The sequence below is a fragment of the Lachnoanaerobaculum sp. ICM7 genome (assembly GCF_000287675.1).
GTDB lineage: Bacteria > Bacillota > Clostridia > Lachnospirales > Lachnospiraceae > Lachnoanaerobaculum.
Genome location: NZ_ALJL01000038.1, coordinates 36,848 through 59,692, shown reverse-complemented (window position 1 = coordinate 59,692; position 22,845 = coordinate 36,848). Strand labels below are relative to the sequence as shown.

23 protein-coding genes and 3 tRNA genes are annotated in these 22,845 nt (G+C 37.5%); 6 read left to right on the top strand and 20 right to left on the bottom strand.

All coding sequences use genetic code 11. The annotated features are described in order from the left end of the window. Positions 1-160 precede the first annotated feature (160 nt). The 13 genes from HMPREF1140_RS13025 to HMPREF1140_RS12965 form a co-directional block, all read right to left on the bottom strand. Positions 161-640 (bottom strand): S-ribosylhomocysteine lyase, encoded by a 480-nt coding sequence (locus tag HMPREF1140_RS13025; protein ID WP_009664285.1) that lies wholly within the window; start codon positions 638-640, stop codon positions 161-163. Between the two features lie 10 nt (positions 641-650). Then, positions 651-2,537, bottom strand: coding sequence for a heavy metal translocating P-type ATPase (locus HMPREF1140_RS13020; RefSeq protein ID WP_009664283.1), 1,887 nt, complete (start codon positions 2,535-2,537; stop codon positions 651-653). Between the two features lie 40 nt (positions 2,538-2,577). Continuing rightward, positions 2,578-2,799 (bottom strand): cation transporter, encoded by a 222-nt coding sequence (locus HMPREF1140_RS13015; RefSeq protein ID WP_007594764.1) that lies wholly within the window; start codon positions 2,797-2,799, stop codon positions 2,578-2,580. A gap of 12 nt (positions 2,800-2,811) precedes the next feature. After that, positions 2,812-3,198, bottom strand: coding sequence for an ArsR/SmtB family transcription factor (locus HMPREF1140_RS13010; RefSeq protein ID WP_009664247.1), 387 nt, complete (start codon positions 3,196-3,198; stop codon positions 2,812-2,814). A gap of 149 nt (positions 3,199-3,347) precedes the next feature. After that, on the bottom strand, positions 3,348-4,436 hold the full coding sequence (trpS, locus tag HMPREF1140_RS13005; protein ID WP_009664262.1) for a tryptophan--tRNA ligase: 1,089 nt from the start codon (positions 4,434-4,436) through the stop codon (positions 3,348-3,350). Further along, positions 4,429-6,075 (bottom strand): O-antigen ligase family protein, encoded by a 1,647-nt coding sequence (locus HMPREF1140_RS13000; RefSeq protein ID WP_009664289.1) that lies wholly within the window; start codon positions 6,073-6,075, stop codon positions 4,429-4,431. Before HMPREF1140_RS13000 ends, trpS begins: the two co-directional genes overlap by 8 nt. 13 nt (positions 6,076-6,088) lie before the next feature. Continuing rightward, positions 6,089-6,715, bottom strand: coding sequence for a CvpA family protein (locus HMPREF1140_RS12995; protein ID WP_009664276.1), 627 nt, complete (start codon positions 6,713-6,715; stop codon positions 6,089-6,091). A gap of 65 nt (positions 6,716-6,780) precedes the next feature. Next, positions 6,781-9,939 (bottom strand): tetratricopeptide repeat protein, encoded by a 3,159-nt coding sequence (locus HMPREF1140_RS12990; RefSeq protein ID WP_009664288.1) that lies wholly within the window; start codon positions 9,937-9,939, stop codon positions 6,781-6,783. A 37-nt stretch (positions 9,940-9,976) separates the two neighbouring features. Further along, the gene (gene recR / locus HMPREF1140_RS12985; RefSeq protein WP_007594776.1) at positions 9,977-10,573 is read right to left on the bottom strand and encodes a recombination mediator RecR; all 597 of its coding nucleotides are present in this window, start codon (positions 10,571-10,573) and stop codon (positions 9,977-9,979) included. Further along, a complete protein-coding gene (locus HMPREF1140_RS12980; RefSeq protein WP_007594778.1) occupies positions 10,573-10,917 on the bottom strand; it encodes a YbaB/EbfC family nucleoid-associated protein in 345 nt (114 codons plus the stop codon). Before HMPREF1140_RS12980 ends, recR begins: the two co-directional genes overlap by 1 nt. Before the next feature lie 10 nt (positions 10,918-10,927). Then, positions 10,928-12,487 (bottom strand): DNA polymerase III subunit gamma/tau, encoded by a 1,560-nt coding sequence (dnaX, locus tag HMPREF1140_RS12975; RefSeq protein WP_009664253.1) that lies wholly within the window; start codon positions 12,485-12,487, stop codon positions 10,928-10,930. An 11-nt stretch (positions 12,488-12,498) separates the two neighbouring features. Then, a complete protein-coding gene (locus HMPREF1140_RS12970; protein WP_009664286.1) occupies positions 12,499-13,581 on the bottom strand; it encodes a 6-phosphofructokinase in 1,083 nt (360 codons plus the stop codon). A gap of 141 nt (positions 13,582-13,722) precedes the next feature. Then, positions 13,723-13,795: transfer RNA gene (locus HMPREF1140_RS12965), tRNA-Lys, on the bottom strand. A gap of 195 nt (positions 13,796-13,990) precedes the next feature. On the opposite strand from HMPREF1140_RS12965, the gene HMPREF1140_RS12960 reads away from it, so the two are divergent. Beyond that, a complete protein-coding gene (locus HMPREF1140_RS12960; RefSeq protein WP_009664279.1) occupies positions 13,991-14,893 on the top strand; it encodes a selenium metabolism-associated LysR family transcriptional regulator in 903 nt (300 codons plus the stop codon). 45 nt (positions 14,894-14,938) lie between these two features. On the opposite strand, the gene HMPREF1140_RS12955 is transcribed toward HMPREF1140_RS12960, so the two are convergent. From HMPREF1140_RS12955 to HMPREF1140_RS12930, 6 genes are all read right to left on the bottom strand, one after another. Then, a complete protein-coding gene (locus HMPREF1140_RS12955; protein WP_009664265.1) occupies positions 14,939-15,514 on the bottom strand; it encodes a helix-turn-helix domain-containing protein in 576 nt (191 codons plus the stop codon). A gap of 114 nt (positions 15,515-15,628) precedes the next feature. Next, on the bottom strand, positions 15,629-16,114 hold the full coding sequence (locus tag HMPREF1140_RS12950; RefSeq protein WP_009664290.1) for a GNAT family N-acetyltransferase: 486 nt from the start codon (positions 16,112-16,114) through the stop codon (positions 15,629-15,631). Then, a complete protein-coding gene (locus tag HMPREF1140_RS12945) occupies positions 16,111-16,587 on the bottom strand; it encodes a GNAT family acetyltransferase (protein WP_009664272.1) in 477 nt (158 codons plus the stop codon). Before HMPREF1140_RS12945 ends, HMPREF1140_RS12950 begins: the two co-directional genes overlap by 4 nt. 57 nt (positions 16,588-16,644) lie before the next feature. Next, positions 16,645-17,238: a L,D-transpeptidase family protein gene (locus HMPREF1140_RS12940; protein ID WP_009664263.1), complete on the bottom strand. Its 594-nt coding sequence runs from the start codon at positions 17,236-17,238 to the stop codon at positions 16,645-16,647. 23 nt (positions 17,239-17,261) lie between these two features. After that, positions 17,262-18,287: a tRNA preQ1(34) S-adenosylmethionine ribosyltransferase-isomerase QueA gene (gene queA / locus HMPREF1140_RS12935; RefSeq protein ID WP_009664278.1), complete on the bottom strand. Its 1,026-nt coding sequence runs from the start codon at positions 18,285-18,287 to the stop codon at positions 17,262-17,264. Between the two features lies 1 nt (position 18,288). Next, on the bottom strand, positions 18,289-19,092 hold the full coding sequence (locus tag HMPREF1140_RS12930) for a hypothetical protein (RefSeq protein WP_009664284.1): 804 nt from the start codon (positions 19,090-19,092) through the stop codon (positions 18,289-18,291). 120 nt (positions 19,093-19,212) lie between these two features. Between HMPREF1140_RS12930 and HMPREF1140_RS12925 the strand changes: the two genes are divergently transcribed. Next, positions 19,213-19,285: transfer RNA gene (locus tag HMPREF1140_RS12925), tRNA-Arg, on the top strand. Positions 19,286-19,315: 30 nt separating this feature from the next. Next, positions 19,316-20,299, top strand: coding sequence for a biotin--[acetyl-CoA-carboxylase] ligase (locus HMPREF1140_RS12920; protein WP_009664267.1), 984 nt, complete (start codon positions 19,316-19,318; stop codon positions 20,297-20,299). 103 nt (positions 20,300-20,402) lie between these two features. On the opposite strand, the gene HMPREF1140_RS12915 is transcribed toward HMPREF1140_RS12920, so the two are convergent. Continuing rightward, a tRNA-Thr gene (locus HMPREF1140_RS12915) sits at positions 20,403-20,475 on the bottom strand. Between the two features lie 249 nt (positions 20,476-20,724). Between HMPREF1140_RS12915 and HMPREF1140_RS12910 the strand changes: the two genes are divergently transcribed. The 3 genes from HMPREF1140_RS12910 (at position 20,725) to HMPREF1140_RS12900 (ending at position 22,841) form a co-directional block, all read left to right on the top strand. Then, positions 20,725-21,012 carry a GNAT family N-acetyltransferase gene (locus HMPREF1140_RS12910; protein WP_334290628.1) on the top strand — a complete coding sequence of 96 codons (288 nt, stop codon included), beginning with the start codon at positions 20,725-20,727 and terminating at the stop codon, positions 21,010-21,012. Positions 21,013-21,118: 106 nt separating this feature from the next. Then, positions 21,119-21,538, top strand: coding sequence for an RrF2 family transcriptional regulator (locus HMPREF1140_RS12905; RefSeq protein WP_007594809.1), 420 nt, complete (start codon positions 21,119-21,121; stop codon positions 21,536-21,538). A gap of 202 nt (positions 21,539-21,740) precedes the next feature. Next, the gene (locus HMPREF1140_RS12900) at positions 21,741-22,841 is read left to right on the top strand and encodes an ABC transporter substrate-binding protein (RefSeq protein WP_009664248.1); all 1,101 of its coding nucleotides are present in this window, start codon (positions 21,741-21,743) and stop codon (positions 22,839-22,841) included. Positions 22,842-22,845: the final 4 nt, after the last annotated feature.

Genomic DNA, 22,845 nt, shown 5'->3' with positions numbered 1-22,845 from the left:
ATTGTATAAAATTAATTTCTCCGGTTTTCACTCCCTAATAATAGGAATCATTCCTTCTTTTGTAAGAATTTACAAATAAGGTTTTATTGCTTACATTTTAAAAAGGTATATAGGCCGAAGCTTATATACCTTTAAATCTTATTTAAATATATTTTCAAATTTATTCAGGATATATCAATCTCTCTTTTGATATATCAGACAATACTTCATCAAGATACTTAGCCGAAATATATCTTGCCATAGGCAAATTTATATCCAGATAGTTGCCACAGTCCTTTGCACAGGCTCCGGGAACCTCTCCCTCATAGTTCTTTATAAACTCGAACATCTCCTTAAGCAAAGGTATAATCTCATTTGACTCATGATTGCCCTTTAAAAGCAGGTAAAATCCTGTTCTACATCCCATAGGTCCGAAATAGAGAATACTCTCTCCGTAATCTTTGTGGTTTCTTAAAAATGTTGCCCCCAGATGCTCAATAGCATGAAGCTCCGCAGTATTTATTACCGGCTCAAAATTCGGCCTGGTCATTCTTATATCAAATGTGGTAACAATCTCTTCACCGATATTATCTTTTCTTGACACATAAACTCCCGGCAGAAGCTTTAGATGGTCTATTGTAAAGCTTGTTATCTTTTCCATAAAATCTCCATTATATGTTTTTTGTCTGCAGGTTTCTCATAGCATTGATTACACAAAGTACAGTTACACCTACATCAGCGAATACCGCTTCCCACATAGTACCAAAACCTATGGCCGCAAGCAATAGGAAAATAAGCTTAACACCCAAAGCAAATATAATATTTTGCTTTGCAATGCTCATAGTTCTTTTTGCAAGTTTGATACCTCTTACTATATTGTAAAGCTTATCATCCATTATAACCACATCCGCCGCTTCAATAGCTGCGTCGGAACCTATACCTCCCATTGCAATACCTATATCGGCTCTTGCCAAAACCGGAGCATCGTTTAATCCGTCACCTACAAATGCCAGTATTTTATTGTCATCAAGTTCCTCTTCCACCTTTTCAACCTTATCCTGTGGTAAAAGTTCAGAGTATGCATAGTCAATTCCCAGCTCATTTGCCACTACATCCGCGACCTCTTTTATATCGCCTGTAAGCATTACAGACTTTTCAACTCCGACACTCTTTAGTGCAATCAGGCTTTCACCTGCATCTTCCTTTATTCGATCATTTATTACAATCGATCCTAAGAATTTGCCTTCCTCAGCCACATAGACAACACTTCCGAATTCTTCACTTTTTTCAAAATCTATACTGTTTGAACTCATAAGCTTGTCATTACCTACAAGAACCTCTTTGCCGTCAACTTTTATACTGATACCATGTCCTGCAATCTCTTTTAAGTCACTTAATCTGTCGGAAATATTTGTATTTTCTTCCGATTCGGTTTTCAGTTCTTCATATGCCTTTTTAATAGATATTGCTATAGGATGTGAAGAATACTCTTCCGCCATTGCTGCCTTACTTAACAATTCTTCTTCACTTACATTATTTGGATGTAAGCTTACCACCTCAAAAACTCCCTTTGTTAAGGTACCGGTTTTATCAAACACAAAAGTCCTTACTCCGGCTAAAAGTTCAAGATAATTGCTTCCCTTTATGAGCACACCTATTTTTGACGATGCACCTATACCGCTGAAAAAGCTTAAAGGAATCGCTATAACAAATGCACAAGGACATGATACAACTAAGAATGTAAGTGCCCTGTAAATCCATGTGGCAAATCCTGTTCCCGGAAATATAAAAGGCGGAATAACTGCCAGTGCTATAGCTGCAAAAACAACTATAGGAGTATATATTCCTGCAAACTTTGAGATAAAGTTTTCTGTCTTCGATTTCTTTGCTGCGGCATTTTCCACGAGGTCAAGAATTTTACTTGCTGTAGACTCACTAAACTCTTTTGTGACCTCAAGCTTTAAAAGGCCGTCCTTATTTATACTACCGCTATATACCTGATCACCTGCATTTGCACTTCTTGGTACAGACTCACCTGTAAGTGCTGAAGTATCAAGCATTGCCTTTCCGGATACCACTATTCCGTCAAGCGGTATTATCTCACCGGCTTTTATCTGTATATATGAGCCGACTTCAACGTCATATGGATCCACTGTTTCCACACTGCCGTCTTCTTTTACAAGATTTGCATAATCGGGTCTTATATTCATCATATCCGATATGGATTTTCTGGATTTATTTACTGCCAGAGATTGTAAGAACTCGCCCACCATATAAAAGAGCATAACTCCGACAGCTTCCGGATATTCACCTATTATAACCGCACCTACGGTAGCAATAGTCATAAGGAAGTTTTCATCAAATACCTTACCTCTTTTTATATTTGAGAAGGCTTTAAGTAATACCTCCTTTCCCACTATTATATATGCCGCTATGAACAGTCCGAAACTGATTATATTTGACATGGAAAAGTTTATTTTTGAAACTATGACGGCGATTATATAAAGACTTGCCCCAATAATTATTTTTCTTAACATCTTCTTTTGCTTATCGTTCATATTATCCTTCTATCTAATGAATACACCTGCATTAATTAAATTATGCTCTCTTTACCTCTACATCAGGCTCTTCAACCTTTATAATTTCCATAGCCTTTTCAATAATCTCATTCATCTTCTCAGCCTCAGCCTCAAGGGTGCATTTTAATGTCATAAAGTTGATATTTGCACTTGTAATACCGTCAATGGCGGCAAGCTTTTTCTCAAGCTTTGCAGCACAATCAGCACAATCCAAACCTTCTAATTTATAAACTCTTTTCATTTCTTTTCTCCTTTAAAAATCTGCTTTACATCTATGAGAGACATGTACGATACCTGTTTCAAATATCTCCTTTACATGTTCGTCATCAAGTGAATAATATACTTCCTTACCTTCTCTTCTTGCTTTAACAAGCTTGGCTTCCTTAAGTGTACCAAGCTGATGTGATACCGCCGACTTTGTCATTCCCAGCACTTCACAAATATCAAGTACACATAAATCATGTACATTTAATGCCCAAAGTATCTTTATCCTTGTCGGATCTCCTAATACTTTAAAAAGCTTTGACAGAGAATCTATCGTTTCAGCCTCAAGCATATTTATCTTTGCTCTGTCTATTGCCTCTTCTCTGCTTAAACTCTCTACTTCAACACACCTCCCTTTAGTTGAATATATGTTCAACTGTTATGTTGCTATTATAGTTGAATATATGTTCAACTGTCAAGTGTTATTTTAAAATTTATAAAAAAATTCAATCAAAAAATCCAAGCTTGATTTTACAATCTCATATAAGATCATAAATAAAGCTTGGATTTAAATTTTAAACTTTATTATTTATTGTGAAATCTATCTGCCTGTGACTTTATCAACTCTACATCATCAAAGTAATTTATTCTCATAGCATTCTTTACTTCTGAAAGTGTATTTGCAGCTTCATTTCTTGCAGCCTCACAGCTTTCCTTAAGCATCTCATAGATTGCCGGAATATCTTTTTCAAATTCCGCTCTTCTTGCTCTAATCGGTGCCAAGGTTTCTTCCATTATGCTTGCAAGGAACTTCTTTACCTTCATATCTCCCAATCCGCCACGTGTATAATGCTCTTTGAGCTCATCAAGTGAATTATAATCCGGAAGATACTCTGCGAAATGCTCCGGTCTTGAAAAGGCGTCCAGATATGTAAATACCGTGTTACCCTCAAGATGTCCCGGGTCGCTTACCTTTATATGTAAAGGATCTGTATACATAGTCTTTATAGCTGATGCAACAGTATCTGCATCATCTGAAAGATAAATACAATTTCCAAGCGACTTACTCATCTTTGACTTACCGTCCGTACCCGGAAGTCTCTTAGCTGCATCTTCCTGTGGTATAAGCGCTTCAGGCTCTACCAAAGTTTCACCGTATACTGAATTAAACTTTCTTACTATCTCTCTGGTCTGCTCAATCATAGGCAACTGATCCTCACCCACAGGTACTGTAGTTGCTTTAAACGCTGTAATATCCGATGCCTGTGATATAGGATATGTGAAAAATCCTACCGGAATACTGTTTTCAAAATTTCTAAGACCTATCTCAGCCTTTACTGTAGGGTTTCTTTGAAGTCTTGAAACAGTAACAAGATTCATATAGTAAAATGCCAGTTCTGTAAGCTCCGGTACCATTGACTGTATGAATATAGTAGACTTCTTAGGGTCGATACCGCATGCCAGATAATCAAGTACTACCTCTATAATATTCTGTCTTACCTTCTCAGGATTTTCCATATTGTCGGTGAGTGCCTGAGCATCTGCCACCATTATAAAAATCTTTTTAAATTCTCCTGAATTTTGTAATTCAACTCTTCTTTTAATAGAGCCGATATAATGTCCTACATGTAATTTCCCTGTAGGACGATCTCCTGAAAGGATTATCTTATCCATTTATAACTTCTCCTTTGTCTCTAAGTATTGCCACCATGATACTTAGGAATATCCATAAAAATGGTGTTACCACAGGTAAGTTCAAGTTTACGACAGCCTGAGTGGCATAGCAAATTACCGCAATAGCACATGCATACAAATATGGCAGCATTGTATTGTCTCTAAGATAAAACAGTCTTGTTCTTAGCGCTTCAACACTTGGAAGTATAAGTGCCAGAATATAGGCTATTGTAGCTATAGGTCCAAGAGTAAATAAAAATTGTATATACTCATTATGTGTCGCATCAAAGAACTGACCGGTTACACTTGTCATTTCTTCGTTTCTAAGTAAACCGATATATAAGCCGAAAGTATCCGGTCCGCTTCCGAAAATCTTGTGAAGCAACGGGAACTTCATATACTCTTCCACAGCGGCTCTCCATATATAACCTCTGAAAGTACCCCATGAATCGTTAAATACAAAATAATCTGCAAGAGCACCGTACTTTTCTTTAGCAGCAGTTACATCCGAGTTTATCTTCATTCCCATAAATACTATTGCCGCAAATATTATAACAAGTATTGCAAGCCAGATATATCTTAAGCTTCTTAAAAGCACTTCGTTGTCTCTTCTTTTTTCTTTCTTTCTGTATTCAAGTACATACATGATAATAACTACGATTGCCAAAGCAACAATTATTAAATCCAGATATTTAAAATCACTTATAAAATCGTATAAACCTGAAATACCGAGCACTTTGCCCGCATAGCTTATATTTATCAGCTGTATTATCTTTATTCCGAGAAGATAAGTAAAAATTGTCAGTAAGAATCTTCTTACACCCTCCATAGTTCTGAATGCCACAAAAGGTACAAGACCGAAGAATGCGGCAAGTGTAAGATAACCGTTATCGGAAGTACCCATTGCAAGTGCAATAAAGTTCATAAGCATTATCACATAGTAGAAAACTATTTTTCCAATGCTCTCACCTCTGCCGTTGTCACTTTTAAATGGAGTAGTAATGAACAATGTTCCGGCAATTGCAATATAAAATGCCAATACAGCGGTATATGTATTTATATTTCCGATGGTTGAAGTGAATATAGGCCACTGCTCAGGGCTTATTTTCTCCTTAAATCCCAATATGTCCATATTGAAATAATCGGTGTATCCAAACAAACATACAGGAATACTTACTGCAAGGAAAACTGTAAAGTAGACCTTGCCAAATGAAAACATGCGACTTACTGTAAAATAAAGTATCACATAGATAGAAATAAGTAGGAGTCCCGAATATCTTCCCTTATCTCCTGTAATGGATTCCATTATAAATCTTCCTGCAAATGCTGTAGAAAGTGCACTCATCAGCCAGAATACCATTATACATATATCCCATATGCTGAATTCTTCTTTGAACCATACGACAAACCCTTTTTTATTCAGATTATCAAAGAAATTTTTAAATCCGCCTGCAAAACCGCATATTACAATCAAAGCCAAAATCATTATTATTGAAAGAGTCAATACCGTATAATATTTTGTCTGCAAGATGTCAAAATAAAAATCATTGTAAATCAAAGGGAAGATGGTAAACATAGCCATAACCCAAAGTCCGACTATAACATTTGATGCATTCATCAGCTTTCTTTTAGATTTCATATAACCTCCATATCTACAGTCCTAAAAATACCGCTATAGGGTTCATTCTTGATAAAAATACCAAAATCGGGCTGCATTCCAACATTTCAGAAAGATTCGCCCCCATCTTTGTTGTAGAAAGGGCGATGATAAAAATACAGCCGACCCAGAATATTATCAATGCAAAAATAAAACCTGTAAAAGCTCCCAGCAGCTGATTGACTCCGCCCAAAACCGGTATCTTGCTTAGAATCTTGTTACCTTTAAACAGTATCCCAAGCACCAGCCAAACCAGTACAAATGAACCGATGAAACTTATAGAATTGACAGTCATCTGAGTAACATAGCTTGCAATATAATCTGAAAAAGTATATACTCCGAGCTTTTCATAAAATACTCTGTCATCATTTTTCTTCAAAACATCTTTGACCTTTGTGGGTACATTCAGTTTATCAATCGCCTCTCTTCTTCCATCGGCATTTGATGAGTCTTCATGCATCTCATTAAGTCCTATTTTTTCATAAATTGTGGTCAAAACAAGTTGGTTTAGTTTGGTGTTTTGCTGCAACTCATTTCTAAGATATGGATTCACAAAATTCAAAGCAATTACACTTGATATGAGCGCCAGCATTGTAATGGATATTTTTAAAAGGCCCTTCATATACCCTCGCGCTATCATACCTATAAAAAACAGTAATATACAGACCTCCAGAACATTAAAACACATTATATCCTAAAATGCTCCTCTCTTAGAATCAATCTGCCTTCTTTATCATACTTAGGATTCATAAATCCGAATATAGCCTTCACAACCCCCGGCCTTTCAGCAAGGTCTGCTGCGTGATCTATAAGATTTCTGGCATTCTTTCTGGTCAATGGAGTTTTATCCTCCTTCATATAATCCGCTCTTTCTTCAACAGCATACTTTGCCTTGTTGTAAAGCACGCATTCTATTTCCTTTGCATAACTGAGTGCATAGTTAATAAAATCGTCCACATCCATAGGAACGTTATCCTCACCGTCTTCTTCCTCATACGCTATATCGGCTTCTGCCTTCTCTTCAATCTGATTAGGCTCTTCATCCGGTGTCTCAGCTTTTTCTACTTCTTTATCTTCTTCCTTTACAGTCTGTGACATAACAGGCTCAATCTTAATGGCCTCTTTTTCTTCCTCTTTCACATCAGACTCCGGTTTGTTGTTTGCATGTAAGGTAATGCTGTCCGAGCTTCCGATTTCCTGCATTTCAAACTGAAAATCCTCGCCATATTCCTTCTTTAAAATATTCGCTATGATTTCAAGGTCCGATAATTCTTCAGTACTCTGCGGCTCTTTTTCCGTATCGTCTTCCTCAACAACTTTCTCCTGTGCCTCCTTGCTTTCTTCCTTCTCAGGCTCCTTTGCTTTATCCTTCAGCTCAATATTTGCCACAATATTCTTTCTCTTTACAGGAACCTCTTCCTCTCTCATAACAAGACTCATTCCATGCAAAAGATCGTTTGCTTCTATAAGGTTTGCAATACCTTCGATTGTATCCGCAAATACTACAGTCTCCTTACCGTCTCTGATAAACTCTATGAGTTCCGCAATAGTATTATCATCAAGGTATCCCGCATCAACTATAATAAGATCTTTACCTTTAATCTTATCAATAGAGTTCATCACTCCTTTTGCCTTAAGACTCTTTGCCTTGATTTTTAATACTGTATGTTTTATCTTTGTAAGTTCATTTACCTCTCTCAATACCTCTATGGCATTTTCAAGAGCCTTTTGTCCTGTTATACCCTCTACCATTATGGAGCCCGGTCTTCTCATCAAATATTCCTTCGGCTCTCTTGATTTTGGCGCTTTTGCTTTCATTACCTTTCCGTGCACAGGTAAATCAACCTCCCTACTATCATCATTTGCAGCCTCTTCCACACTCTCTTCAATAACAACGGTATCGCCCTCTTCTTCATCTTCAGGTGAATCGGATTTTGCAATCTCTTCAGTTCCCTTTTTTTCTTCCCCTTGAATATCTGTTTCTTTTGTTGTATCCTCTTGAATATCGTTTTCTTCTATCATAACGGTACCTTCATCCTCGGCTTCCACTTCTTTATACTCAGGCTCTATAAAGATTTCCTCAGGTTCTTCACCCTTCTTTACCTTTGTTACAAAAGTTCTTTCTTCCTTTGTGTAATAGATTTCTTCATCATCTACCACTTCCATTGTTGTTTCACTTTTTATACTGCTTTGGACCACATCTTTTTGCTCTTTTCTTTTGGCCATAACAGATGAAACGGTAGGTACACCCATGTCTATTTCATCGTCAAAATAGCTGTTTATTAAATCATCCTTATCAAATATAGGATTCTTCTTTTCCGGGACATAGTTTTCCAATACCTTTGTTGAGGCCGTTTCTGTAACCGTGATATTCTCTACAGGCGGTTCATCAGGTATATCCTCTATGAAATCATCATCCTCATCACTTTGATCCGTATTACTTTGAAGTACATCACTCTTATTTGTATTTATATTTATCAAATCAATCTTATCGTTTTTTTCTTCTTCGATATCCGACTCAACCGCAACATCAGCCTCGTCTACATCAGCTTTGACTACTTCATCAGCCTGCTCTTTTATATTTTCACTGTCTTTGGCCTGCTCGGCTTTAGTAACCGTATCTTCTAAAACAGGCTCCGCAAGGTGTGAATCTTCAGATGTATCGTCATTGTCTGAAGACTTTCTTTCCTCTTCATCGCTTATCCATGTGTTTTGTACTTTGTCCATGCCCTCACGTTCATCTCTGCTTCCGTGAGTTTTTGGAAGTCCCATACTGTCAAAGTGATTACTGATTCTGCTTTTTCTTCTTTCACCCACGACCGGTGGAGCATTAAATCTTCCCTGTTTGATTCTCTCCACTCTTTCCATATGTGCTCTGACTTCTTCATCTATCTCTCTCATAGATGCATGATCGCCTTCAGTCTTCATCTTATTCAAATTTTCATTTGTGATTGCTATGGCTCTCTTGAGTTCTATTTCAAATTCCGGGTTCACGTTTTCCCCCTTAAATGTTGTTTCTGATATCCTTATTTCGTTTACACCGACAGTCTTTGGAAAAAGCTCAGTATTTATGGAAGCATCCTCATTTGGACTTTCTTCCTCATCAATCAGACTTATAGTAGTTCTTTTTTCCTCTCTGGGTTTATATGCACTCATATCATCCAGATTAAGATTCGGATAATTCTCACTTTCATACTGTTTTGCAAGCGAGTTTAATCTGTCCTCATAGAACTCCTTGTTATCAACCTGCTCCTGCTGCTTTGAGCTCAAAGGACAGCCTGTTGACTCCTTCAAAGCCGCGGCCTTTTCCACATACTCACCGACTCCGAATAAAAGCATTATTTCATCACAGGTCTTTATACAATCATCTATTCTTCCTGCCTGAGCATAAAGCTGTGCGAGTTCGTATTTCCACTGCTCGTCCATCTTCTCGATATCACTGTACTTCTCAAGAATTCTAATCTTCTTATGTATGTCTTCACCCTTTGCCACAGCAATATGATATTCCATAAGATATTTTCTGCTGTCTTGAGGTGATATCTCGATATATTCTCTGTAGTAAGCTTCAGCCTCCGCTATATCTCCCTCTTTTATCGCAAGCATGGTAAGCCTGTACAAAGCTCTTTTACCGACCGGTGCTCTGTCATAGGCCAAAAGCAATACCTCTCTGGCTTCCTTATACTCATCGTTTTTTTCATAGACTTCTGAAACGGTTGTCAATAAGCCTGCATTATGAACTCTACTCCAGTCGATTGTATCGGTGATTCTCATGGCAGCCTTGTAGTCACCGCTTTTCACCAATTTATTCAGTTGTTCAACCTTTAAATTAAATTCATATTTATCCATACTTGCACCAAACCTCAAGATTTTTTACTTTTGCACCCTAGAGTGCTCTTCTTCCTTCAAGTGCCCTCAACAGAGTCACTTCGTCAATATATTCCAAATCCCCGCCTACAGGGACTCCGCTTGCTATCCTGCTCACCTCTATACCTGTGGGTTTTACAAGTTTTGCTATATACATTGCCGTAGTCTCACCCTCAAGTGTGGAGTTTGTGGCAATTATAACTTCATCTACATCACCCTCGAGTCTTTTTATCAGTTCCTTCAGCTTAATATCCGCCGGACCTATTCCAAGCATAGGTGAAATTGCCCCGTGTAAAACATGATATACTCCATTATACTTTCCGGTCTTTTCATATGCCGCCAGATCCCTTGTGTTTTCCACTACCATTATGGTCTTATGATCTCTTTTTTCACTGGCACATATAGGACAGACTTCTCCGTCTGTCAAGGTATAGCATTCTTTGCAATAATTCACATTGCCCTTGGCATCTTTTATTGCCCTTGACAATGACTCTACCTGTTCACTTGACATTCCAATTATGTGAAAAGCAAGCCTTTGCGCGGACTTTGCTCCCACCCCCGGCAGCTTTGAAAGTTCCTCTATAAGCTTGCTGATATGACTGCTGTAATAATCCATTAGAATGGCAACTTTCCTGCTCCACCTGCAATGCCGCCCATCAGTGCGGAATGCTCTTCTTCCATCTTTCTGAGAGCCTCATTTGTAGCCGCCATTATCAAATCTTCTAACATTTCCACATCGTCAGGATCTACCACTTCTTTATCTATAGATACCTTTGTGATTTCCTTTTTACCTGAAACGGTAATGCTTACCGCACCGCCTCCGGCACTTGCGCTAAACTCCTTACCTTCAAAGGCCGCACTTTGCTCTTCCATCTGCTTTTGCATCTTCTGAGCCTGCTTCATCAACTGATTTATATTACCGGGCATCATGCCTCCACCGAAACCGCCACGCTTTGCCATAAATATCTCCTTACTGTTCTATAATAATGTCTGTGTTTATAACAGATTTTATCTCGTCTATCGAAACATATCTTGTGTTTCTTACAACCTTATTTTCTCTTAAAGAAATCCGGATTGCAATATCTTTTCCGTATTTTTCACTTAAAAATGTACGCAAATCTAAGATTGTCGTCTCCTTATTTCCCATATCGTAAAACATCTTGTTAAAGAAAATAACATCGATACCGCCTTCTTTTACCGGCTCTATCTCAGCTTCCTTATAAACACTGCCCGCCTTGCCTCCAAGATGTTCCACTATGCTGTTCCATTCCTTCTTTATTGCCATGAAATCATCATAGGTCGCTTTCGGAAGCTCTATGACTTCATCCTCTATCGGAATATCCGCCTTTTCTTCCTGACTTCTTTGTACCGTATTAACAGGCCTTACTCCCGACTCAAGTCTTGAGAGTCTCTCAAGCACACTGTCCAGATTATCCTCCATCTCAGGAGTCATAAGTCTTATAAATTCAAGTTCCGCCACAACTCTTTTTTGTGTGGCCGTCTTTAATTTATTGGAAAGCTCCGACAAATTTCTAATATACCGCATAAGCGTTTCTTTGGAAACAGTATTTGCTTTTTCTTTTAAATTTTGTAAGTTCTGTTCCGACATGTCAACCAGCGAACTGTCATTTTGTGTGGACTTAAGTATCAGAATATTTCTCAGATACCATAGAAAATCCGTCACAAACTGCCCTATCTCTTTTCCGTCTATTATGGAATTATTCAAAAGATTCAACACTTCTATAGTATTGCCCTCAAGTACTCCGTCCAAAAGCTCATTAAATACACTTATATCTGAAGCCCCAAGTATATCCAGTACCGCTTCATAGCTTATCTTTTCATTTTGTAAAAACGAAATACATTCATCCAAAAGGCTGAGTGCATCTCTCATAGCTCCGTCTGCAGACTTTGCAATATACTCAAGCGCCCTGTCTTCTATATCAACACCTTCACTCTTACACAGGCTCTTTAACCTTTCCGATATGGTGTCGATGCCTATTCTTTTAAAATCATATCTTTGGCATCTTGACAGCACTGTAACCGGCAGCTTATGTACCTCTGTGGTTGCCAGAATAAATATAACATATTGCGGCGGTTCTTCAAGAGTTTTTAAAAGTGCATTGAATGCTCCTGTAGAAAGCATATGCACCTCATCTATAATAAACACTTTGTACTTTCCGAAAGTTGGCGGATATTGTACCTGTTCCTTTATATCTCTTATATTGTCCACACCGTTATTGGAAGCCGCATCTATTTCCACTACATTTATGGAAGCTTCGCTTAATATTGACTTACAGGTTGGGCATTCATTACACGGTCCCGCATCTGTAGGATTTTCACAATTGAGTGCCCTTGCCATTATCTTGGCTATACTTGTTTTTCCTGTACCCCTTGTTCCGCAAAAAAGATATGCATGTGATATTCTTCCGGTCTTTAACTGATTTTTTAAAGTTCTTGTTATAGCTTCCTGACCTACTACCTCATCAAAATTTGAAGGTCGAAACTTCCTATATAATGCTGTATAAGCCATTTGCTTCCTTTCTATTTGTCGCCAAAGCTTATTCCCACAAGTCTTGCCTCTCTTACAAGTGAAGACTCGGGATCTACATATTTTAATTTGCCGGCAGACTCATTTAAAGCAATATCTGTAACCTCTGTGCCCTTTAATACCACAAGACGACCGAACTTTTTTCCAAGTATAAGTTCGGCTCCATGCGCACCAAGCCTTGTAGAAAGAGCTCTGTCATAAGGATTCGGGTCTCCGCCTCTTTGAGTATGTCCCGGAACCGTCACTCTTACATCCACATCTGTCTCGGCACTTAGCATATCTCCTATTTCATAACTTATAGAAGGATATCTTCCTGCGTCTTTCAGCTTCTTCTTTTTTAATTCTTTTTTTGAAAGGGCCGCATCTTCCTTTGATATTGCGCCCTCTGCCACTGCAAGTATGGTAAACTTCTTACCTTCCTTTTCTCTTATCTTTATAGCTTCGGCTATTTTTTTGATATCATAAGGTATTTCAGGTATCAAAATGATGTCCGCACCGCCTGCAAGACCTGCATACAGTGTAAGCCACCCCACCTTATGCCCCATTACTTCTACAATAAAGACTCTGCTGTGAGAAGCAGCTGTAGTATGTATACAGTCAATAGCATTTGTAGCTATTTCCATTGCACTTTGAAAACCGAATGTCATATCCGTACCGTAAAGATCATTATCTATAGTCTTTGGAAGTCCTATGACATTTAATCCCTCTTCACTTAAAAGATTTGCGGTTTTTTGTGATCCGTTTCCACCAAGCACCACAAGGCAATCAAGTTTTAACTTCTTATAAGTTGATTTCATTGCCTCCACTTTATCCATACCGTTTGCATCGGGCTCTCTCATAAGTTTGAAAGGCTGACGACTGGTTCCGAGCATAGTTCCGCCCGTTGTCAATATACCCGAAAAATCTGAAGGTTTCATTACTCTGTATTCCTCATACATAAGCCCCTTGTAGCCTTCAAGAAAACCTATTATTTCCACCTCTTTATCAGATTTGTAAAGACTCTTTGCCACACCGCGCATTGTTGCGTTTAAGGCCTGACAATCTCCTCCACTTGTTAGCATACCAACTCTCAGCATATATAACTCCTTTGCACAAAGTCGAAACAAATTCACTGCTTTTGCATTTAAGCATTGTCTTTAATTATAACCTAATTTTATTCATTATACAACAAAAAAAGCCCTTCCCAATAGCTCACTGTCTATCAAGTAGGACCTTCATGCGCCTTCAGGGACTCGAACCCTGGACAAATAGATTAAGAGTCTACTGCTCTACCAACTGAGCTAAAGGCGCTTTTTCATTTTTTTGTGTTCTGTGTTTTTTGAACACTTCGATATAATACAATATATAAAAGTTGTTGTCAACATGTTTTTTAAAAAACTTTGAAATTATTTTTATTTTTCTTTTTATACAGTTAACTAATCTTGCACAACCATTTATTGACTTTATCTATAAATAAACCTATAATTATATTAAAGGAGATAATTTATGGAATTCAGACAATTGGAGGCTTTCGTGGCCACAGCCGAATTAAAGAGTTTTTCACAGGCTGCAAAATATTTATATCTGTCACAGTCAACTATAAGCTCACATGTTCAAAACTTAGAGGATGATTTGGGAAGAAAGCTGCTTTTAAGAACTACAAAGTCCATTACTCTCACACCTGAGGGTGAGACATTTCTCTCCTATGCCAGAAAAATAGTGGAGACCAAGGATCAGGCTGTACTCTCACTGCAGCAGTCATCAAAAAGTATGTTACATATAGGTGCTTCCTCCATACCTTCAGGCTATCTTCTTCCTAAGATTATTGCAGGCTTTAAAGAGAAATATCCTGAAATGCATTTTAGTATCTGGCAGGGAAGCAGCGACGAAATAGCAGAGCTTTTACTTAGCGACAGCGTTGATATAGCATTTACCGGAAAAGACATAAACTCACCGCTTTGTGAGAGCCTTAAGGTATGTCCGGATCATCTTATGCTGGTTACACCTGCAACGGAGGAATACAAAAAATTAAGGGACAGCCATGCCAAAATATCGGATATATTAAAATATCCTATGATATTAAGATCCAACGGCTCCGGCACACAATTTGTAGCCAGCAAGCTTCTCGAAGGGCTTGGCATAAAGAAAAGCGACTTAAATGTTATTGCACAGACAAATGACCTTGAATCAATACAGCAGATGATAGTTCACGGTATGGGCATAAGTATCTGCTCAAGATTTTCCACACAGAATTTATTGGATAGCGACAAGGTGATAACATATCCGCTTGATAATGCAAATATGAGACATTTTTCATTACATTATATGAATATAAAGAAATCCCATCCTACAATTAAGCTTTTCCTTGACTATGTGCAAAACTTAGTAGATGAAGATATTTACAAATAAAACAAGAGCCGATGAAATCGTTTTGATCTCACCGGCTCTTATATCTCATCTGAAAATTATGTACATGATTCCACAAATCGATACAGTGATTAATACAGTAACAATTACTGACAGGATTTTTTGATATGGACGCTTTGCATTTTCTTCAAGTTTCTTTAATTCATCCAATCCTTTTCCCTCTGTAAATGCTACAATTTCCTTATAGCTTTGAATATTATTGTTTTTCTTGATTCTCTCTATTTTAAACGCAAAAATCATTGCAGTCATCCATAATATAAAGCATGGAATAAACGCATAAACACCAATAAATTTAAACAACGGAAATATTGACCCTACCGATAGAAAAAATAAAATCAGCATCATTAGAGAATACAACTTCATTTTCTTAACTTCTTCCGAATGGATTTCAACCTTCATCAAATCAACATCTCCTTTAATCAAATTATCAATAGATACCTCTAATACTTCACTCAATAAGATTATACTGTTAATGTCCGGATAACTTTTGTCATTCTCCCAATTGGAAATAGTCTGTCTTGAGACAAAAACTCTTTCAGCAAGATTATCCTGTGTAAAAGACTTCTCATTTCTGTAGTATTTGATTCTTTTACCAAGTTCCAAAATTAGTACCTCCTTTCTCGATAATATTATTGAAGATGTTATGATTTTTCTATCAAATGCTCTTTACATACATATGTTTTTACCTGTCAAAGCTCTTTTACGTACTCGTGGAAATCAAGTTTTCAATGTCATTCTCATCTTATACCAGATAGTATCGCCATGATTTGACTGTGATACGCCCTCATCCTCATATCCAAATTCTGCATAAAAAAGTCTGAGTCCGTCTTTACAAGTAAGTACTATTCCTTTTCTTCCTCTATCCCTACAATCCTCTATTACCTTATTCATCACCTGATTTGCAAGCCCCTGACCTCTGTAAGGCTTTTCTGTAACTACGGAGAATATCATCTGCCACTCTCCGTCTTTTTTATGCATAGAGGCATCATCATACATAATATCTGTAAGGTCCTCTTCATCTGTAGCCATACCGTTTATGAAACTCTTTATAATCCCATCCTCTTCCAGTATCCAAAAGCACTCCGGAAAACTTTCCATTCTCTTTTTTATGCTTTCCCTACTTGCCGCCTCAGCTTTCGGATAAGAATCCGCCTCTATCTGTGCCAGTCTGTCCAAATCCTCCGCTTTTACATGTCTGATCATAACTCCTCCTTTAATTCATATAATATCCTGCGACTTCCGTCATGCAGATATACAATACCGAGCTTTTTAAACCCTATATTCTCCAATGCTCTTTGCATTGTGATATTGTCCTCATGAGTATCTATTCTCAACAGTCCGTCTTTCTTTGTAAAATTTATTATTTCTCTTACAATTCCTCTTTCACTTCCATCACTCGCCACTCTATGTATTATTCCATAGTCTTTACCACATGAAAAATCACGCTCATAGCTCTTTTCACGGCCTTTCATAAAAGTAAAACATGCAAAAATATGACCTTCTCTTTCAATTACGTAGCATGCTTTATTCTCTATATCGTCTTTTACAAGCTTTTTACTTGGATAGGAATTCTTCCACTGATATGGATTGCCTGTTGCTCTCATATATTCTCTTGCTGTTTTATATATCTCAAGAAGCCTGTTTATATCCGAGAATTTTGCTCTCCTAATATTCACATTCTCTCCATTTAAAAAGGCATATTATAGACAAAGCCTATAACATGCCCTATATCTTTATGGTCCTACCGAAACCTTGATTCCAAGCTGTCCATATGGCCAGATAATATCCATTACATCATTGCTTACAGCCACACAACCCGCTGTAGGTACACCTTTTTGATAATTTCCGTGGATCATTATTGCACCGCCAAGTGCTGTATTCCATGGAGGACATACCTTCTTATCAATAGCTGTGTAGATGGCATCCTTTTCTTCCTGTGTAATAATTCCCTGTTCAAATCCTCTGTCGGCTGCCGCCTTGTCAGGGTAAGAAAGTCCAAGAGATAAATGATATGCACTCTTATCATTTCTTACACAGATATAGTAATCGCCATTCGGAGTTGTTCTGTCACCCTGCTTTTGCTTTGTTCCGTTTGCTGAAAACTCTCCAAGACTACATGGCCATTTACCTATTACCTTATTGTCGGCTATAAGTGTAAGCTCCTTGCTTGTCTTACTTACATAGATTCTTGTAGCAGGCTCAGTCTGCTGCGGTGTGTAATTGCTTGTAGTTACCTTTCTTACTGTTGCGGCATATACACTAAAGCTCATAAGTCCTATAATCATCGACAAAACAAGTAATGCCACAATGCTTTTTCTCATCTTCATAAAAACCCTTTCTAAAAATACATTTAATTTATAAACATCGCATCCCCAAAACTGAAAAATCTGTATTTCTCTTTTACAGCCTCCTCATAGGCATGCAATATATTTTCTCTTCCTGCCAATGCACTTACAAGCATTACCAAAGTGGACTCCGGTAAATGGAAGTTTGTAATAAGTGCATCCAAAACCTTAAACTTATATCCGGGATATATGAAAATATCTGTCCACCCCGACTTTTCTTCAAGATGTCCGTTTTCATCCGCCGCACTTTCTATAGTTCTGGTACTTGTGGTTCCCACACAGATAACCCTTTTTCCATTTTCCCTTGTGCTGTTGATTATATCCGCAGCCTCTTTTGATATTTGGAAAAACTCAGAATGCATATGATGTTCATTTACATCCGTAACCTTTACAGGTCTAAAAGTACCAAGTCCCACATGCAAAGTAACCTTTGCAAGTCTGATACCCTTTTTCTCAATTTTGTCAAGCAGCTCCTTTGTAAAATGCAAACCTGCTGTAGGCGCCGCAGCAGAGCCCTCATTCTTTGCATATACTGTCTGATATCGGTTTTTGTCCTTCAGCACATGTGTAATATATGGTGGAAGCGGCATAGTTCCAAGCTTATCTAAGATCTCTTCAAAAATCCCTTCAAACTCGAATTCTATGATCCTGTTACCTTCCTCCACAATATCAACTATTGTTCCCAAAAGTAATCCGTCTCCGAAATCAATCTTCGCTCCGACCTTACATTTTTTCCCCGGCTTTACAAGGCATTCCCAGGCGGTCTTTGACTTTCTCTTTAAAAGAAGTATTTCTATCGCCGCTCCGGTATCCTTTTTAACACCCATAAGTCTTGCAGGTATTACCTTGGTTTCATTAAGTACCAGGCAATCACCTTCATTTAAATAATCTATAATATCAAAAAAATGCTTATGACTGATATCTCCGCTTACTTTATCAAGTACCAAAAGCCTTGAAGATGCTCTGTCTTCAAGAGGGTCCTGTGCTATAAGTTCCTGTGGCAGATCATACCAAAAATCTCTTACATCCATATCAGTTTCCGCTCTTTGTCTCGGCTATTGACACATTAGCTTCCTCTTTATCGGTTTCTGTAATACTCTCTACAGTACTTTCTTCTACAGTTGTTTCTGTAGGTTGCTCTGAAGTTTCCACTGCAGCACTGCTCTCATTTGTAGACGCATTTTGCACCCAAATAGAATAAAGTGTTCCAAGCTGTATATCACTTGTTACTGCAGTTGCAAGGTCTTTTCTCATCTGTGCATCAAGAGCAATAATATCTTCCGACTTGGAAACCTCATCCACATACTGCCTCTCTTCAGCAGTCAGCTTGTCAGTCTCTACCATATAAAAAGCATCCTTAGGCTCTTCTTTTACATATGCCCATGTAAGCATCGGTGCTTTTGTATCAATATCATGGAACTTTACATTTGAACTGATAAATACCACATATGAATTATCCTCATATCCCTTTGTTACATAGGTAACAGTATCATCAAATGATTCGTATACCTTTGCCTCATCTGTAAGTTTTGCCTGCAAATCCGCAAGTCCGTCCTCATCGCTTCTTCCAAAAACATTGTACATTCTTCTGGCATCCGCATTTACTTTTGCGTACTGATAAGCCTTCACAAGCTCTATAATTCCCGGAATCGGATCCTTTTGCATACCATATGTTTTATAATCCGATAATACTCTTTCCTCTTCAGACATGGTAGACTCGGCAACTGTTGTGGTCTCCTCAGTGCTTACTGCCTTGCTTGTATTGCTGCAGCCCGTAGCAACCGCCATCATCACTGCCATCATACCTATTCCTGTTATTATTTTTTTATTTCTCATAAATGCCTCTTTATAATTAATTTATAACCTTTTGATTCCGGTATTATTTTATCAAATATTATTGCAAAAAGCACCTATCAATTTATTATAAAAAATGATATAATTTTGTAATATTTGTTTGTATCAATAGCGTATTGGATAACGCATCAGACTCCGACTCTGAAGACTGTGGGTTCGAATCCCACTTGATACATTATTTTTTATACAACATATAAGGAGAAATATGTTAAAGAATGAAGTTTTAAAAATCTTATTATCAAATAACATTCATGTATCCGGTCAAGATATTTCAGAAAGTCTAGGTGTCTCAAGGACTGCCGTATGGAAGGCTATTTCCGCACTAAAAAAAGAAGGCTACAATATAGAATCCGTCAATAACAAAGGCTATCTTCTTTTGGCAAAAAGTAATATTCTAAATCAAGTGGAAATAGAGCAAAATATAAGTTCTTATAAACTCTCCAATGCACCACAGATAATATATCTGGATGAAGTCGACTCCACCAATAACTATGCCCGACTGATGGCAGACAAGATAAATTCCGACTTCCTTGTAGTAGCCGATATGCAAACTTTGGGAAAAGGCAGAATGGGAAGAAGTTGGAGTTCACCTGCCGGAATCGGTATCTTTATGAGCCTTTGTATAAAGCCTGAGATTGCTGTAGAAAAGGCTTCTATGATCACTCTGGTAACCGCCATCTCCATTTGTGATGCTATAGAAGAGCTTTACCCTATAAGCGCCACCATCAAATGGCCGAATGATATAGTCATAAATTCAAAGAAAATATCAGGTATACTTACGGAAATGAGCTCAGATATGGACGGTATAAAATACATTATTTCGGGAATGGGTATAAATGTTAATAATAAGGAATTCCCTGATGATATAAAAGATATGGCATCATCTCTTTTGCTTGAAACAGGTATTTTAATGGACAGAGCTAAATTAATTGCAGGTATTATATATCACTTCTATAAGAACTTTAATACTTTTTTAAAAACAGAGGATATGAGCGGACTTAAAGAAAATTATGAAAAGCATTTGGCAAATATCGGTAAAGACGTGAAGATTCTTGACCCTAAAGGTAGTTATCAAGCCGTCGCACTTGGAATTGATGAAACAGGTGCTTTGCTTGTAAATTCCGAAGGAAAAATAAAAAGAATTATCAGCGGTGAAGTCAGTGTACGTGGACTCTATGGCTATATATAAAATGAGCAGGGAAAACTGCTTTTTTGTAAGCAAAAATCGTTGACATACAACTCAAGATACAACACATAAAAAATAACCCTTGTAAAATCAAGGGTTATACTCAAGCTGCTGACGGGACTCGGACCCGTGACCTCCTCACTACCAATGAGGTGCGCTACCACCTGTGCCACAGCAGCATCTAAGTAATAGTAGCATAAACACAAATTGCTGTCAATATGATTTGAATACCCGGCATTTAATGATTTGGATACCTGGCATTTAATAGAAAAAGCCACGAGCTGCAACTCGTGGCTTTTTCGTTTGTAACACTATGATTAAATATCTTTTCTCACTTGTTGCATTTAATATACTACAAAAATTTATGTTTTTCAATAGCCCTTGACTTTTCTCTCTCACATGCTACTCTTTACTTAAATAATAAAAATATTGGAGGTACTATGTTTAATATAGCTGATAACAGAATATATATGAATGATGAAAACGGTAAAATGATTGCTGAGGTTACTTTCCCAAATTTGGATGATAACACAATAGTTATTGACCATACATTTGTGGATGACTCTCTTCGCGGTCAGGGCGTTGCAGCCAAGCTTATGCTTGAGGTAATAGACTATGCTAAGTCAACTAATAAAAAAATAAAGGCTACATGTTCATATGCGGTAAAATGGTTTGAGAAAAACAAAGACGAATACAAAGACCTTTATATAGGATAAAAATAAATTGTTACATCACTATTTTCATTTCTGTCTTATTATTTACTTGATTTACCTATTACCTACCTGTATAATAGGATTATAAATTAAGAAGTAGGTGACTCATATGAAAATTTCAACTAAAGGGCGATACTCACTCCTTGTTATGATTGATTTAACAGAGAATAAATCTGATGATTTTATACCATTACGAGATATTGCCAAAAGACAGGACATTTCAGAAAAATACCTTGAAAGTATAATAAAACTTCTTGTAAAGCATAAGCTTGTTGTAGGGCTACGCGGTAAAGGCGGCGGCTACAAACTAACCGGACATCCAAGCGATATCACTGTTGGGGAAGTGCTTAGAATTGCAGAAGAAAATATAATGATTGATGATGAAGATACCGAAAGTATGTATCGCACAAGCGAATACCGTACTATTGATATGTGGAGTAAACTCTCAAAAATGATAAACGATTATTTCGACAACATTTCCATTGCCGATCTGATAGTAGAGGATCCGGGAAATGACTTTGTGATTTAACATATCAACTTGTATCTGATAATTTTAAACTAATAACTGTAAAAATTTTTATAGGTCTTGACAGTTTTTAAATTTACTATCCACCTTTGCTTGGGTGGATTTTTTATTTTCCACCTTTTTTGTCTAAAATAGGTTATATTTTTAATATAAAACTGCTAAACTATAAACAAACATATAGTTCGTAATTTTTAGGAGGAAAAGAATGAAAAAGATACTAAAAGCAGCTTTATTATGTTCAGTTCTGTCTTTGGGTCTCATGGCCTGCTCCGGCAGTAAGCCTGAGGAAAAAACAGAAAAAAGCGAAACTTCGGCTACCGAAACAACAAAGGCAGCCGAAAAATCTGAGGACACTCAAGAAGAGAAAGTGCTGGTTGTTTATACAGCAAGAAGTGAAGCACTTAACAATGCCGTGATTCCTGAATTTGAGAATGCAACCGGCATTAAAGTTGAAGTTGTTGTTGCAGGAACCGGAGAATTGTTAAAAAGAGCTCAGTCAGAGAAAGAAAATCCGCTTGGAGATATATTCTGGGCTGCAGATCAAACAATGCTCTCTTCTTCAAAAGATTTGTTTGAGGAATATGTGTCATCAGAAAATGATAATATGATAGAACCTGCAAGAAACACAACAGGATATTTCACTCCTGCCTTTGCCGATCCTACAGTTATGATCGTCAATAAAGATTTAGCCGGAGATATGAAGATTGAAGGATTTGCAGACTTATTAAATCCTGAACTTAAAGGAAAGATCGCTTTCGGTGATCCTGTTAACTCAAGTTCAGCTTTTCAATCATTGATGGCAATGCTCTACGGAATGGGAAAAGATCAAGATCCGCTTTCTGACGAGTCATGGGCCTATGTTGATAAGTTCTTACAGAATTTAGACGGTAAGATGTGCAACAGTTCCAGCCAGGTTTATAAGGGAGTTGCAGAAGGTGAGTATATTGTAGGTTTAACTTGGGAAGATCCTGCTGCAAGCTATGTAAAAGACGGAGCTCCGGTAGAGGTTGTATTCCCTAAAGAGGGAGCTATTTTCCCGGGAGAATCAGTACAGATTTTGAAAAATTGCAAGCATCCGGAAAATGCAAAAAAATTTGTTGATTTTATGTTGTCTGAGCAAGTACAGTCTTATGTAGGTCAGAATTTGACTGTTAGACCATTAAGAGCAGATGTGAAATTAGCTGATTACATGAAGCCACAAGCAGATATAAAGTTATTTGATAAATATGATGAGGGCTGGGTTGCTGAACATAAGACTGAAATCACTACAATGTTCACAGAGCATATCGAAAGTTCAATGAACTAAGGAT